This is a genomic window from Halocatena salina (assembly GCF_023115355.1).
GTDB lineage: Archaea > Halobacteriota > Halobacteria > Halobacteriales > Haloarculaceae > Halocatena > Halocatena salina.
Map to the genome: position 1 here is coordinate 332,148 of NZ_CP096021.1, position 14,694 is coordinate 346,841.

The 14,694-nt window shown below is 55.6% G+C and carries 12 protein-coding genes and 1 pseudogene; 4 read left to right on the forward strand and 9 right to left on the reverse strand.

The annotated features are described in order from the left end of the window. Positions 1 to 268 precede the first annotated feature (268 nt). The 3 genes from MW046_RS16750 to MW046_RS16760 all read right to left on the reverse strand — a co-directional run bounded on the left by MW046_RS16750 (position 269) and on the right by MW046_RS16760 (position 3,752). Entirely contained in the window at positions 269 to 2,605 is a 2,337-nt protein-coding gene (locus tag MW046_RS16750) for a heavy metal translocating P-type ATPase (RefSeq protein ID WP_247995337.1), read from the reverse strand. A gap of 73 nt (positions 2,606 to 2,678) precedes the next feature. Continuing rightward, positions 2,679 to 3,428 (reverse strand): helix-turn-helix domain-containing protein, encoded by a 750-nt coding sequence (locus tag MW046_RS16755; RefSeq protein ID WP_247995338.1) that lies wholly within the window; start codon positions 3,426 to 3,428, stop codon positions 2,679 to 2,681. A 48-nt stretch (positions 3,429 to 3,476) separates the two neighbouring features. Continuing rightward, positions 3,477 to 3,752: a DUF7967 family protein gene (locus MW046_RS16760; protein ID WP_247995339.1), complete on the reverse strand. Its 276-nt coding sequence runs from the start codon at positions 3,750 to 3,752 to the stop codon at positions 3,477 to 3,479. A gap of 687 nt (positions 3,753 to 4,439) precedes the next feature. On the opposite strand from MW046_RS16760, the gene MW046_RS16765 reads away from it, so the two are divergent. Continuing rightward, on the forward strand, positions 4,440 to 5,246 hold the full coding sequence (locus MW046_RS16765; protein WP_247995340.1) for an alpha/beta fold hydrolase: 807 nt from the start codon (positions 4,440 to 4,442) through the stop codon (positions 5,244 to 5,246). 241 nt (positions 5,247 to 5,487) lie between these two features. Here MW046_RS16765 and MW046_RS16770 read toward each other — a convergent pair. Next, positions 5,488 to 5,830 (reverse strand): annotated as a pseudogene (locus MW046_RS16770) (class I tRNA ligase family protein). Positions 5,831 to 5,925: 95 nt separating this feature from the next. Next, a complete protein-coding gene (locus tag MW046_RS19640; RefSeq protein ID WP_368411444.1) occupies positions 5,926 to 6,573 on the reverse strand; it encodes a helix-turn-helix domain-containing protein in 648 nt (215 codons plus the stop codon). A gap of 191 nt (positions 6,574 to 6,764) precedes the next feature. Between MW046_RS19640 and MW046_RS16780 the strand changes: the two genes are divergently transcribed. Next, positions 6,765 to 7,724 carry a nucleoside hydrolase gene (locus MW046_RS16780; protein WP_247995341.1) on the forward strand — a complete coding sequence of 320 codons (960 nt, stop codon included), beginning with the start codon at positions 6,765 to 6,767 and terminating at the stop codon, positions 7,722 to 7,724. Between the two features lie 172 nt (positions 7,725 to 7,896). Here MW046_RS16780 and MW046_RS16785 read toward each other — a convergent pair whose 3' ends face one another. Further along, on the reverse strand, positions 7,897 to 8,403 hold the full coding sequence (locus tag MW046_RS16785) for a hypothetical protein (RefSeq protein ID WP_247995342.1): 507 nt from the start codon (positions 8,401 to 8,403) through the stop codon (positions 7,897 to 7,899). A 151-nt stretch (positions 8,404 to 8,554) separates the two neighbouring features. On the opposite strand from MW046_RS16785, the gene MW046_RS16790 reads away from it, so the two are divergent. Next, entirely contained in the window at positions 8,555 to 9,559 is a 1,005-nt protein-coding gene (locus MW046_RS16790; protein ID WP_247995343.1) for a hypothetical protein, read from the forward strand. Next, the gene (locus MW046_RS16795; protein ID WP_247995344.1) at positions 9,559 to 11,295 is read left to right on the forward strand and encodes a GMC family oxidoreductase N-terminal domain-containing protein; all 1,737 of its coding nucleotides are present in this window, start codon (positions 9,559 to 9,561) and stop codon (positions 11,293 to 11,295) included. The genes MW046_RS16790 and MW046_RS16795 overlap by 1 nt, the downstream gene beginning before the upstream one ends. Here the strand turns inward: MW046_RS16795 and MW046_RS16800 are convergent. From MW046_RS16800 to MW046_RS16810, 3 genes are all read right to left on the reverse strand, one after another. After that, a complete protein-coding gene (locus tag MW046_RS16800) occupies positions 11,284 to 11,448 on the reverse strand; it encodes a hypothetical protein (RefSeq protein ID WP_247995345.1) in 165 nt (54 codons plus the stop codon). The genes MW046_RS16795 and MW046_RS16800 overlap by 12 nt on opposite strands. A gap of 199 nt (positions 11,449 to 11,647) precedes the next feature. Further along, positions 11,648 to 12,184, reverse strand: coding sequence for a redoxin domain-containing protein (locus tag MW046_RS16805; protein WP_247995346.1), 537 nt, complete (start codon positions 12,182 to 12,184; stop codon positions 11,648 to 11,650). Positions 12,185 to 12,273: 89 nt separating this feature from the next. Further along, a complete protein-coding gene (locus MW046_RS16810; RefSeq protein ID WP_247995347.1) occupies positions 12,274 to 13,845 on the reverse strand; it encodes a formate/nitrite transporter family protein in 1,572 nt (523 codons plus the stop codon). Positions 13,846 to 14,694: the final 849 nt, after the last annotated feature.

The window sequence follows — 14,694 nt, forward strand, 5'->3', positions numbered from 1 at the left end:
TACGAGTACGTGACGACTACTCCCTCTCTGGTGAATATCACGTACTATCACGGCGCTAAAACGACTATCACGCCACAGCCGGACTATAAATCTGGATGGTTCAATGTGCAAGAGTCGTTACAAGTCGTTACAATGAGAGGGTGACAGGCTCAGAATCACTCCTCAACGACGCCGATGAGCAGCTTGGAGACAGCGCTGATACTCGTCACTCTCGTACATACCCTATACCTTGAGGGGATACTGTACTGGTCATCAGACGTTCACGGACTCATGCACTTGTCTCCTGGTCAGCGGCACTGCGCATACGTTCAGGAACGATCCGTGAGAGCCGTATCGCGTTCCCGGTGACCCCGAGGCTCATCCCCATATCGCCGACGATGACGGCGATCGCAACACTGACGTAGCCCAGTGGGACGCCGATCGCCAGCAGCGCCTTCGCGCCGAGGCTCGCCCAGATGTTCTGTTGGATAACGGTCCCGGCTTTATGCGACAGGGTGTAGAGATACGGCAGCTTCGAGAGATCGTCGGCCATCAGCGCGATATCGGCCGTTTCGAGTGCGGTATCCGTGCCGGCAGCCCCCATCGCAATACCCACCGTCGCGGTCGCAAGCGCAGGCGCATCATTCACGCCGTCGCCAACCATCGCAACCCCGCCGTACTCCTCACTCACCTCGTCGATGGCGTCGACCTTCTGCTCAGGGAGGAGTTCAGCCCGGTATTCATCGATCCCGACCTGCTCAGCGATCGCTCGGGCTGTTCCCTCGTTATCACCCGTGATCATGATCAGTTGCTCGATGCCCAGCTCGTGCAGTCGGTCGACCGCCGCTTTGGCATCCGGCCGTACTTCGTCTGCAATCGCAATCACACCCATCACCGATATCTCCGTTCCGACGACCACGACCGTCTTTCCGTCGGCTTGGAGGGCAGGGATCGTCTCGTCCGTGAGGTCGACGCAGCTGCCTTGGTCGCACTGGTTCTCGGCGTCGACGAGGACGCCTCCGTCGGTTGCGACGTGGGCGTGTGAGAGATCGGCATCGAGATCACCGAAGAGATCCGGCTTCCCGGCGTAGTAGGTTGTCCCATCGATGTCGGCCTGAATGCCCTTGCCGGTAATACTCTTGAAAGCAGTCACCTCTGCAGGCGTCACATCCGCCTCGGTAGCCTGATCGAGAATGGTGTCCGCGATTGGGTGTTCGCTCCGCTGTTCGAGCCCGCTTGCAGAGCGGAGGAGGTCCGCTTCGCTGTACCCGTTCAACGGCACAACGTCGGTGACGGTGAGTTCACCTTTCGTGAGCGTCCCCGTCTTATCGAAGGCGATGGCCTCGACGTCACCCATCGCCTCGAGATATTTCCCGCCCTTGATGAGGACGCCATTCTTTGCCGCGCTGGTAATGCCGGAGACGACACTTACTGGCGTTGAGATGACGAATGCGCACGGACAGGCGATCACGAGTAATGTAAGACCACGTATAAACCATCTCTGCCATGGCGCAGCGAACGCTAGTGGTGGAACCGCTGCGGTCAAAATTGCGGCCACAACGACAGCTGGTGTATAGTAATCCGCAAATCGGTCCACGAACTGCTCACTTTCCGTTTTCTTTTGCTGGGCGCCTTGGACCATCTCGATGATCCGTGAGAGCGTGTTATCCGATGCCTCTGCCGTCACGGCGAGTTCGAGGTAGCCCTCTTCGTTGATCGTACCCGCGTACACCTCATCCGTCTCTGTTTTATCCGCGGGGACACTCTCGCCAGTGATCGGTGACTCATCGACCGCACTGGCTCCCTCGATGACAGTTCCATCCATCGGGATCTTCTCGCCCGGACGTACAACGACGATATCGCCAATATGAACATCTTCGATGGGAACCGTTTCCTCATTGCCACCGTGACGAACGGTCGCTTCGTCGGGTGAGAGCTCCATCAGCTCACGCAAGGAGTTTCGAGCCCGATCCATCGCGTAGTCTTCGAGGAGTTCCGCGATACTGAACAGGACTGCGAGTGTTGCCGCTTCAACGAAGTAGCCGATCCCCGTGGCAGCGATGATCGCAGTGCCCATCAGCAGATCGATATCGAGGCTCAGATTCCGGGCCGAGTAATACCCGCTGCGGACAACCGGAAGGCCACTACTCGCAATGGCAGCGAGGAGCAAAATGTCCACAAGCAGCACCTCGATGCCGAGAAGATTCCCAACAGTGACGTTCTGTGCTGTGAATAGAAACTTGAACAGGAGGCCGAGCGTCAGGAATCCTCCACCGATCCACGTCTTGACCGCCCGCGCACTCGTCCAGATTGCCGACGGTGCTGCGACACCGCCGGCTGTGGCCTCCGAATCGTCGGCTAACCGCTCGGTGACCTCGTACCCTGCGCCTTCGATTGCCTCGGTGATGGTCTGCTCTGAGGTCGTGTTCGGAGCGTAGCTGACCGTCACCGTTCCCGTGGTGGGCTGGAGATCACGCTCGATGATCCCATCGATCCCCGCCAAACTCTTCTCGACTTTCTGTGCGCAGGAGGGACAATCCATGTTCGGTACGGAGAGTCGGAGTAGCCGGAGCTCCCCCTCGGGATCAGCGTCCGATGACTCACTCGTCTCCGATCGTGTACTCATCACTAGGAGAGATGAATCGATGCCTCATATGGCTTAGTTGGCGCACGCCAACTCTGCGGTAGCGGTGGCTCACTCAGACGGTCGGCGAGAGAGCATCCAGCGGTTGATCGGCCGCGACGAACTGTTTAGCGAATTCGGCTTCAGCGCGCCGGAGGCGATAGGAGAGCGTCGAGCGAGGAATGTTGAGCGTCGCCGCCAACTCGGAGAGGTCGGTTTTCCGTGGCGTCTCGTAATAACCGTGCTCGACCGCGGCGCGGACTGCCTCGCGCTGTTCAGTAGCCAGCATCTCAGTCGCATTCGTCGTCTGTGAGCGGTGGGGAGCGAGTTCGGTCAGTCGCAGCATCTCCATCCCGGCACACTCGCAAACTTCCGTGCGGAGGGCATCGAAAAATGCGTGGATATCGGCCTCGTTCGACAGGATGATTCGCCACGTATAGCGGCGGCCCTCGCGCTGCGTCTCGAACAACAGCCCAGTGCCTAACCACTCAAGGGCAAGATGCGGGACGGAGGTACAGACCGAGGTCCGCTCCCAATAGGTATAGAGCACGAGCGTCTCCTCCGTGCGATCGAGGACCTGCACCTCACAGTCCGCGCCGCAATCCTCGGTTACAAGACAGTCAGAGCAGTACTCCACCTCGAAGTATGCGTCTTCGAGCGCAGTCACTGCCTCCCGCTCACCGGTTGCATGATCGACCCGCCAGAGGCTCTCGGGCGTGACGTGACATGAGAGTGACCGGATCGCAGCATCGGAATACGTAGCGAGGGTATCCGCAACCGGATTACAGCCCGGTTCGTAATCGAGCGCGAAGACGAGTTCTCGCATAGCCGAGGCTACGCAGGCCGTGATGAAAACGTGTGTCGCTTGGCCGTCTCAGATGGTATCGTCTGGGTCGTGTTCATCGGCCATGCGCGTCGCTTCCGTCGCGTACCGATCACGGGTATCGGAATCTTTGACCGGCCCGAGCTGATCTGGCGAGACATCGAGCGCTGCATACGTCGATCGCGACGGTCCGGTGAAACTGGTGAGTGCGCGTTCTTTGCGGAGATACTGCTCACCGTCAGGGGTCGCGTATACGAGAATGATGAGATTCTGTTCGTCATCCGAGTATGTGCGTTCGACCAACCACGTCCGGATTTGCGTTGTCATTGTGGATATAACGGGGAAAGAGGGCGTTAGTAGCTTCGTTCGAGACGCCTCTCGTCCACCTGGGAGGAGGTGGAACCCGATCCCCGACAACGATTGCCTGCCAGAGGGACTTCATCCCCTCCTTACTCCTGCAGTGAGGTACGATCGCCGGTCGAGCGGGCGATGTTACGGCGAGCATGGAACCACCGCTTCAGTGCGCGACAGTGCGCGACGGTACACAGGAGTGTACTGATGTGAATTCACGCGTCATCACAGAACGGACACCACTCCACGATCAGTCAAGACTGAACTGAAGGCCACCGACCTGAAGTGTGATGTTGTACGTGCCGAAATCAAGACCACGCTTTATCAGGTCGTCCCCAAACAGAAATTACGGGAATTGATCGATATCCTCGGCACATGTTAGGATGAGGTCTCACCGACAAACATTGCCAAGAGGTACGTTACGACTGGCGCGGTCAATGCGCGAACTGTACGGACTGTGCAGTTGAAATCAGATATCACTTAATTACCGCCTTGGTTGATACAGAGCATCTGTGTATCGGAGTCTGTCGTCACGTCAGTGAGATCCATAGTAGTAAGCCAGGGAGATTTCCTCATCTTCTCCACTGATGTTACAATATTAGCAAGTGGATACGACTTGCCGGAAGGTACACCCACATTGGCCTCACTGCCGTACGACGGAGTATGCCGCATATTGAGATGGAAGATGGCGTTGAGGTGTTCGTGCGTGATGTAGGCGAGGGAGACCCGATCGTCTTCCTCCACGGTTGGCCTCTCAACCACCGGATGTTCGAGTACCAGTTCAACCATCTCTTAGATGATGGATTCCGATGTATCGGCATCGACCTCCGAGGGTACGGCAAGTCGGACAAGCCCTATGGTGACTACAGTTACGACCAGTTCGCAGACGATGTAAAAGGCGTTCTCGAAGCACTGGACATCGAGAGGACGACTCTGGCAGGCTTCTCGATGGGTGGGGGCACCGCCACCCACTATATGAGCCGTCACGACGAGGCCTACGTCGACAAACTCGCGCTGTTGGCTGCCGCGAGCCCAGTCATCACCGAAAAACCGGACTTCCCGGAGGGGCTCACCGAGTCCGAGGTGAACCCGCTCATAGAGGGCGCTCGAACCGACCGAGCGAAGATGAACGCCGACTTCAGCGAACTGCTGTTCCACACCGACCAGAGCGAGGAGATGTTACACTGGATCTGGCATCTCGGGATGGAAGCCGCCGGACAAGCGACGGTTGCCTCCGCGGAAACCTGGCGGGATGCGGACCTGCGCCCAGATTTAGACGATATCACTGTCCCGACAAGGGTGTACCACGGCGTTCACGACGAGATCACTCCCATCGAAATCACCGGTGAAGTGCTCGCAGAGGGTATCGAGAACGCCGAACTGGTCCGCTTCCAGAACAGCGGCCACGGAGTGACCGCCGACGAAACCGAGCGACTGAACGAGGAACTGGCCGACTTTGCCGGACAATAGTATCGGAGACGAGAACAATGTGGAGAGAGCACTCTTACTTTCCAGTGAGTCAGCCAGGCTCACCTTCTGACCTCAAGGCTGTTGAGACTCGGGGGTTGTGTATTCAATCCCTCCACTGGGAGAACTGCACGGCGTTAGCAGTAGGATAGCCGTGGGAGGATGTTAGACTGATTTGTAGCCATCTTGGGATGCCACTGCCACTGTTGATCTCCATTATGGGACGCCGCCTCATCTCGTCTTTCTACAGAGAGAAGCTCTTCGCTCTCTTCAGTAGACATATCTGTCGCCGTCGATAGAGACAGTACGGACACGTCCCTTCTATGTACCGATCGGGTGACGGCTGGTCGAGTTCAGCATCCCACGCGACATCGAGTTCCATCCCGTAGACGTACCCGCGTTTATCGAGGCTCCTCACGGTCTCCCGTGTGAGTGCTGTGTTCACCACGTCGTGTGTGGCCGTAGTTATCGAACTCGATGTGAAACTGTGGAAACGTGGTCCGATACGTCTCATGCCATCGAAGCGCAAATGATTCGGGAGAGACGCCCTCCTGCTGTGCGTTCACGGCGATTGGTGTACTATGCATATCCGATCTGACGCGAACGCGGTCTGTTGACTGAACGTCCGGAGTGCACGGGCTAGGACGTCCTCTGCCCGACAGCCCAATTAGCTGGCTTCAGATCAAGTCTCGGAACGATTCTGTACAGACTTGACGAATTCCTTGATTATTCGCCCTTCAGCACGGTGCAATACTCCGCTTGCAGCTGAGGAGTTGACCGCAAACGTGTTTGCCAACTCCGTTAGCGTACAACGGCGGGGACTGTCATAGTAGCCACGCTCGACTGCTTCAGTGATGAACTCCCACTGACGCTCCGTGAGTAACTCCTCTGGAGAATGTGATTGGGACAATGATTGGATTGTGAATGGAATGTTAGCAGCTGCTAATCTGTCTGTATACGCTGCCAATCGTTCGTGGGATGCCGTCATCTCTGTGGATAACCATCCGTCTTGCATTCGAGCAGGAAATTGTGGTATATTCCCTGTCGCCCGAAGTGCACGGTACGGTTCCGCCTCTGGAAACTGATACTGGATCAAAACCATCCGTTCATCAGTGTAGACTACCTCATGCGAATCCATCTTCGGTACGTCGTCGAATTGTCGTACGATTTTGGTCTGGTTCTTCGTTGCTATTTCTACGAGTCCGAGCAGGCCATCATCTGTGAGATGGCTCGCCAACACCGTGAACGGAGTATTTGGAAATTCAGCAGATACGTGAGCCAGTGGATCTGCGGACGCTGCTGCATTGAACCGCAATCGAACGGTTGGCATTACACCCGGTGATTGCTGACGCCATATAAATGGATGAATATACTCACGACAGAACTCACCGATATTTCTCCGCTTGTACACACCACGATGGTACTAGCAGTACAAATCGGGAAACACACCACAAGGAGTAAGACGCTGTTTATCGGTACTACAAAGCAAAATATACTACCCTGTTTTATTCGAGTATAAGTATGGGAAGAAAGGTACTTTTGGACGTTGACACAGGTAACGATGACGCGATATTGCTGGCAATGATGCTTGCGGCTGAAGACGTTGACGTTGTCGGTGTTACCACTGTTTCTGGAAACTCAACTCTCAACAATACAACACAGAACACGCTATCAGTCCTGGAACTGTTCGATAGAACAGATGTCCCCGTTGCGAAGGGAGCTGAAAGACCACTAGTTCGAGAGCCTTGTGGTGCGGAATGGGTACATGGCGAGAACGGAATTCGAGGTGATCTACCGGCTTCAACAACCAGTCCGGTAGATCAGACTGCGATGGAATTCATCTGTGATCAGGTGAACAGCCACGGTAAGCACCTCACGATCGCGGCTGTAGGCCCACTCACAAATATCGCACTAGCCATCGCCAATAGACCGACTCTACCTGACGAGATTGATGAATTATATCTAATGGGAGGATCAGCACATACGCACGGAAATACAACACCAGTAGCTGAGTTCAATTTCTGGGAGGACCCAGAGGCCGCTAGTCGAGTGATGCAGGATGGTTTCCCACGGATGGTGGGCTTAGACGTAACGAATCAAGCAACTGTACTCCCTGAATTTGTCGATAAGATAGAGGATGCCTCGCCACCTCTCACTACTGTATCTCAGTGGTTTGATTACCCAGACGAACTGATGAAGATGGAATACGGGGCGAAGGTTCCGGCGATCCATGATGGGGTAGTCGGTGCAGATATCATTGGAAATATATTGGATTATGAATCGTACTATTTGGAAGTAGACACTACAGACGGTCCGTCTCGTGGTGCAGTCATCTGTGATGTCCTAGGAATAATGGATACCGAGATGAACGTCATCTCTGAAGACCGAAATCGTCTCTCGCCCACAGGAAACGTTGCTGAAAACATCGATATTGATCGATTCCGAGAAATAATATCAGAAACTATACTATATTACAACTGAAGTTAGGCAGATGAATTGCACGTACACGAGTGGGCTAGAACTCTATCGATGACGGTACGCGCGGGGGTGAGAAACGATTTTTTCACCCGACTCCTCGACTGTGGGGACGTCTTAGTGCAAGGCTTTTGGAACGTCGGTCGTCATACCCGTAGACGGGTAAGCTTTCGCCTCGCTACCGCAGTAACTCTGGCTGAGCAGAGGGAACGATGGAGTATTCTTGCGTGGAGTTCTTTGTCGATTCCGTTTCCCCGAATAGGCCGAAACCGGCGCTTCCGAGGAGGCCTACGAGTGTTCCTACCTCCGAGTCCGTCGAAGACACCTGAACTGTGGCGATCTTTTGACCGTCGAGCATGACGACAAACCGGTCGCCGAAGCCACCGGTCGGTTCCGTGGGCTCATAGCTGTTGAAGCCATCATAGGACACCGATGCAGGGCCGATGCTGATCGAACCTCCTTTATCGCAGTATCGTTCGCTCGTCTCGCTCTCACTACACTTGACCGTGACAAATCCCCCCACAACCCCTCTGTTAACCGTGAGCGTCGTCCCATTCTCGGTTTCGACGCTCACACCATCGGGAAGCTCTGGAGCACTGATAGCTGTCGCTGGTCCCACGAACACGCCTAGCACGAGGAACACGACGGTTGCTGAGAGCACGATATACGAGTCAAATTCTTCCATGATTCATTTCTTGATATATCTGGGAGATATTTATACAGTCCGGCCTCAACCCGATCACATCAAGAATTATTTTATGATATTATATTACTAATATATTAAGTATATTTTAGTTCCAAAAGAATATTATTCGATGGCTGTTCATGATCATAGTATGTCGCATCACTCCATTTCTCGTCGATCAGTGTTGCAAGCGCTCGTCGCCGTTGGGGGAACCGGATTCCTATCGGCTCCGGCACAGGGACTCTCTGAAAGTGAAGCGTCAATCACTGGTCCTCATACCCGCGCGACGTTCCGGGCTGCCGTCGACGCGGTCGTGCCACGGACACCGGAACTTCGGACGCTTGGAATAGAGCACGTCCCGGGAGGGCTGTCAGCGGGCGTCGACGAATACATCATCACTTATGTCAACGATCTCTTTTCGCTCGGTCTTCCCACACTCGGAAGTCTCAGTGATCTCCGACTCGCTGAGATCCTTTCCGCCGTTCTTGATCTGGGCGCTGTGAAGCTTATTGCTCTCGGTGGGAACGAGTCGGCTCCGAAACTGTCGCGTGCGCTTGCTCTCCTTGATCTCGATGGGCTGGTTGACCCGACGGACGCGCTTGCGGAGGGCCCGTTCGCCAAGCTCTCCCGACAGGATCGGCTCCGTGCGCTCGCAGTGTTCGATGACATTGAGTTCGACACCGCCGAGCTGCCTGGCCCACTCATCGAAGGCGACGGTGGGCTGGTCGCTCAGCTCATGGTGGCGTTCACCGAACTGATCTACTACAGTGAATGGCAAGGCTATACGGACATCACCGCACCGCCAAGCGAGCGCGACTTTACGAACGATCCGAGTGCTGTCCAGAGCTGGCGACAAACCGATTTCCCAGGCGTTGCTGACGGCCACGCCGCGTTCCGAGGCTACTGGGGCACGCCCGACGGTTCGCTTGGGCGGGGCACGACCTGGCAGTCAATCGAAGCTGTCGAACGACCTCTCGAAATCACGTTCAAGTCGGGGCAGTTCCGGGAGAACGACTACGACACTGGGGACTATGAGGAAATCCACCCCGAACGGGGCCGCAGTGACGGAGATCTGTTCCTCAGTGCGGCGCCCGACGCCGTGACCGGCGACGCCGGTGCCGATAAGAACGATGATATCCACAGAGAGGTGCGCTGATGGTTGAGCGGGAGTACGACATCGTGGTTGTCGGGGCGGGCGGTGACGGTCCAGTCGCAGCATGGCGACTCGGTGAAGCCGGGCTGGACGTGTTAGTTCTCGAAGCAGGTCCGTTCCACGGCAATGAGCAGTGGCCGGCGCCTCACGAGAAGTCCGGTGCAGAGAGTTCCTCCCGGGTCGAAGACTTGAGTGGCGAGCTACTTGATGAGCAGTTCACCAAGCGCGAACTCGAAATGACCGAGAAGCTCCTATGGGGACCAGCTGACCACGAGCGCGGCTTCTGGTTCCGGACGTTTCCGGGTGACGGCGTGGTCATCCAGGCCGCTGGCGTCGGCGGGACGACGCTTTTGTATACGAGCAATCACCCACGGGCGTATCCGGCTGCCATCGACGAACAAACCCACTGGCCCGACGCATTCGGCTACGAGGATCTGATCCCCTACTACCAACGGATCGAGGAGATGACCGAGGTTTCCCCAGCGCCCGTCACGGCCAAAGAGGAGCTGTTTTTTCGGGGTGCTGAAGCTGCTGGTTGGGAGCTCATCGACGGGAAGAACGTCACGAGGCCCGGCTACCGGCCACAACCCAATGCCATCCGTCAGCCCGACGAGGCGCTTCACGTCTCTGCGGACTACCAGGGTGATTTTACCTATCCCGAGGTGACCGGTGACACGCTCGCGCTTGCAGAGATCACGGGAAACCCCCATCCGATCGACGCCCCCTTTGAGGAGAAGGCAAAACGCGCGAGCAACGTCGCATTCATTCCGCAAGCGCTTCGAACCGGGAACGTGACGATCCGCCCGAACGCGTTCGTCACCGACGTGCTGACCGAGACCCCGCTGGGCGATACCCCCACCGCGAGGGGCGTGGCGTTCCGCGATACGTGGTCCGGAGAGACACAGCGCGCAATTGCCGACACGGTAGTGCTCGCCGCCGGTGCCGTCGAGACTCCACGGCTGTGGCTCAACGCCGATCTCCCGCGCAATGAGTGGATCGGAAAGGGACTGACGCTTCATTTCGGGGACAGTGTGATGGGCCTGTGGAAAGAGGATGTCCTCAACGACCGCATCGGCACAGACACTGTTGATCAACACCATGGACAGAACATCGCTGCACGGTTCGACTATCCCGGACTCGGGATGCTCCAAACAACCGGTACGGGACCCGGAATCGGAGCGATTCTCGGATTCGGTGCAAGTCGGTCTGGCTTTTCGTTCATGAACGATCCCACAGACGCCCCGTGGGACACGATGGGGCGACTCGCTGGGACACGCCTCAAACGGATGCTCGCTGACTACCGCCGTATGTTACCACTCTTGGTCGTCACGGACGATCGACCGAAGCAACGCAATGGGATCTCGGTTGCCCCCGGTGTGAGTGACGAACACGGACCGGTCCCACGGATCAATTACGTTCCGAGTGACGGTGACATCAAGCGCCGAGACCGGCTTGCAGAGATCGGCGCGGACATTCTTCGCCGGGCCGGGGCGGATCACATCCACCGTTCGGACTCTCCCCCGACTGCGATCCACCTCCACTCGACGATGGCAATGGGGAAGGTTGTCGATACGGGCTGTGAGGCCTACGACGTGGACCGCCTGTTCGTTGCCGATCATAGCGCGCTGGCGAACGGGCTGGGTGGGCCCAACCCGACGAATACAGGACAGGCACTCGCGGCACGAACGGCCGAGACGATCCTTGACCGATACTTTCCGTCGGCCGAGTCACACTCGTAGCTCACATGCGGGATGACCAGTCCGATCACGGGACGATGTCGTCAAATCGCCATGGAACTGGACGTTGACGTTGTCTTGGACGCGTTGGGCATCGACAGCGTCAAGGTCAGCTTTCGTGTCCGCGACCCCCCGCACCCTCAGCTCGGTCGTCAATGTCGCCTTGCCGATCTCGGCGAGGGAGACATGCCCTTCGAGGGGACGACAGCGAGTATCCGCATTCTAACCGTGGAGAAGTATGGTACGGTCTCGATTCGCCTGACTAACGCCAGATCCTCCCGTACTCGCCCAACAGGTGAGTGGCGGCACTGGATTGGGCTACTTCGTTTTAAATAATCTAAAATTATCCACCCATTCATTTCTCGAGCCGTTTTAGGGCATCGAGGATTCCATCTGCACCCGGATTTACATCGACGGACGAGACGTGAGACCAGCGGATCACGCCGGCACTATCGATCACGAAAAGGGCACGCTCGGCAGTTCCATCATCTGATCGATAGACGCCATAGGATCTCGCCACTGCACCTTTGGGTTCGAAATCGGCCAACAGGGGAAACTGAAGGTTTCGGTCATCCGCAAATGCGGTGTGAGACCACACGCTATCGACAGAGATTCCCAGCAGTTGCGCGTCGTAGCGCCGAAATTCCGAGAGCATCTCGTTGTACAGCGCCATCTGATCGCCACACACGGGACTCCAGTCCGCGGGATAGAACGCGAGAATCACGGGCTGACCGCGGAAATCGTGCAACGAAATTCTCTGTTCCGGTGTCGAATACAGGGTGAATTTGGGTGCCTCCGATCCAACCGCAACGATTTCCTCCGTCTGTCGGGGGGCAGCACGATCGATTGGACCACACCTAGTGAAATCCCGTTTATATACTTCTAGCTGCATACGAGTACTGATGATGGCTTCGATAGCGCCGTGTATAGCCATTGTTGTAGAATGGCTACCGCCGACGTTTTGAACGGTAATACCACCGTTCAGTCAGTGGTGTCTTTCTTTTGATCATCAATGGATACGCTACAGCTATCCGTGGCAGTGGTTGGTGTAGCGGTAGTAGAAGAGTCTGCCCGCACTCTCGTCCTAAATAACTCCCACAGACGGGTTCCAAACAGCCACTCGGACCATGGAAGTTCGAGTCTCCGTCGGTCCCGTTCGGGGAAGCGTCGGTTTTCAGTCATACTGAAGTTTACAAGTGCGACGAACACGACGCCTCCAACAGTGTTTCCGAGGACGACCGGAACGAAAAACTCGAAAAAGACGGTCGAGAAGCCTGCTGTGCCGGTGAATGCGAGAAAGAGCACTTCGCAGGCGCCAACAACACAGTGAAACAGATCCGCTGCTGGAATCGTAAACATGATTCCATAGACAATAAGAAGCCGAGAGAGGGTATCTCGTGCTGCATGGACTAACCACACCATCGTTGCGACGAGTCCACCAGCGAATACCCCCTTGTAGAAGAGCCCTGACCACGAAACACTCAGTGCGTGTTCACCGAACTGATGGGCTGTCTCGGTAGCAACTGGATCAAGGATGCTCGTCGTAGCGAGAAGATACGCCATTATTCCTGCACCAATAACGTTCGCAACGAGAACAATCGTCCAAAGTCGAAGAAGTTGGGGAATACTCGCAAGCCGTGTTAGGACAAGCGTTACAGGGGTAAGTGTATTTTCCGTGAACAGCTGATAGCTCCCGAGAACGATGATTACAAATCCGAGCGGATAGAGCAGGTTCCCCATCACGGTTGGATCTGCTGGGTTCGCCGCGGTCATGGCCGAGCGTGCAAGAAACGTTGCCCCGATACTGAGACCCGCAGCGAGTCCACTGAAGAACAATAGTCGTGTGCTTCGTTCGACCTCGTCATCCGCAGTTGCTGTTACTCGTTGGAAGATTTCATCGGCTGAAAACCTATCACGAACGGCTTCACCGGCGGCTGGGGCGCCTCGACGGGAGCGATCGATAGTCTCTCGAAGTTCTCGATCCTCCGGTTGCATCGAGCGCTTGATGTCCATGAAATTCCCCGCATCAGCGATCGCAGCGAGCAGGGAATCGAATTCGAGTGGGCCATCGTAGCGTTTACCGTTGATATAGAACGTTGGTGAACCGTTCACACCACTATGGATTCCACTTAGAAAGTCATCCCTGACTCGTTGGGTGTACGTTCCGGAATCGAGTTCCTCTGTGAACCGAGCGGTATCCAAATCGAGGTCTGCAGCATAACCAATGAGATCATCTCGAGCGAGTGCGCCTTGATTCAGATAGAGGAGATCGTGCATATCCCAGAACCGATCCTGTGCGCTAGCAGCCTCGGCCGCTTCAGCCGCCTGTTGAGCGTACGAATGTTGCTCTGTAAGCGGGAAATTCCGAAACACGAATCGGAGTCGAGTCCCGACTTGATTCTGAATCCGCCGTACAATGGGATAGATGTCGCCACAGAAGGGACATTCATAATCACTGTACTGTACGAGTGTTACCGGCGCATCGTTTGATCCACGAATGTGATCGCGTTCACTGACTGGCTGCGTTAGCGTGGATATCTCGGTCTGACTCATCTGATTGATTCACCCCACAGTCGCCGTTACGACGATCTGGTTGAAATGATACAAACGCAAGGGCACGATAGTGATGGGGATGCCCCAGTCAAATCCTCCCTTGTCCCGTTTGCGGTGCGCTCTTTGGTAGTAAGATAGCACGGGTAACTCCCGTGTGTCTACTAGCAAAGAAGAAGAATAACTCTATCGACGACAATCTCACGCCTGTTTTACCAGAATTCAATAGCGCTTATCACAGGTGAAATTCATTTTCATGCCATAGTTGAATGAATATTTACCATATACTATCTGATAATCTTCACAGAGGGAATCTTAACACGGATAACTGAGCAGCCAGCCATGAGTGATTCGAGGGAAATCACGTTCCGGTCCCGATCCAGTTCTTCAGCGAGGTTCAGAATCGCCCGAGAAGAGATAGTGAATACGCTTTTATCTATACATCTATATAAATATACATATGATCGTCTGCGTATAATGATGGAGTTTAACAACGCCGAGCGGAAGATAGTTCACTCGCCCGTCTAGGTCGGCATTGGTGTTGCTACTGTTGACAGCAAGCGAATCGGTCGTCCGCCGTTCGGCTATGCCATCGAGGGAAGGTTTCTCTAGCATATTTCCTCGGAGCGTCTAAACCTTCATCTGCGAGGTGTAAGCCGCCCGCAACATCGTCGGAAAGGCCGTTGCAGACGGATACCATACACATCGAGCGATTGTACGAGGCCTAAAACGACAGGCACCAGTACCGAGCGCTGGCTGACTACCTGCTCACACGCTAGCAGAATGCGAATGAGATTGCAACGACCAAAATCGACGACAAACCGAGCGTGGTAGACGACGTTCGCCAGCGTG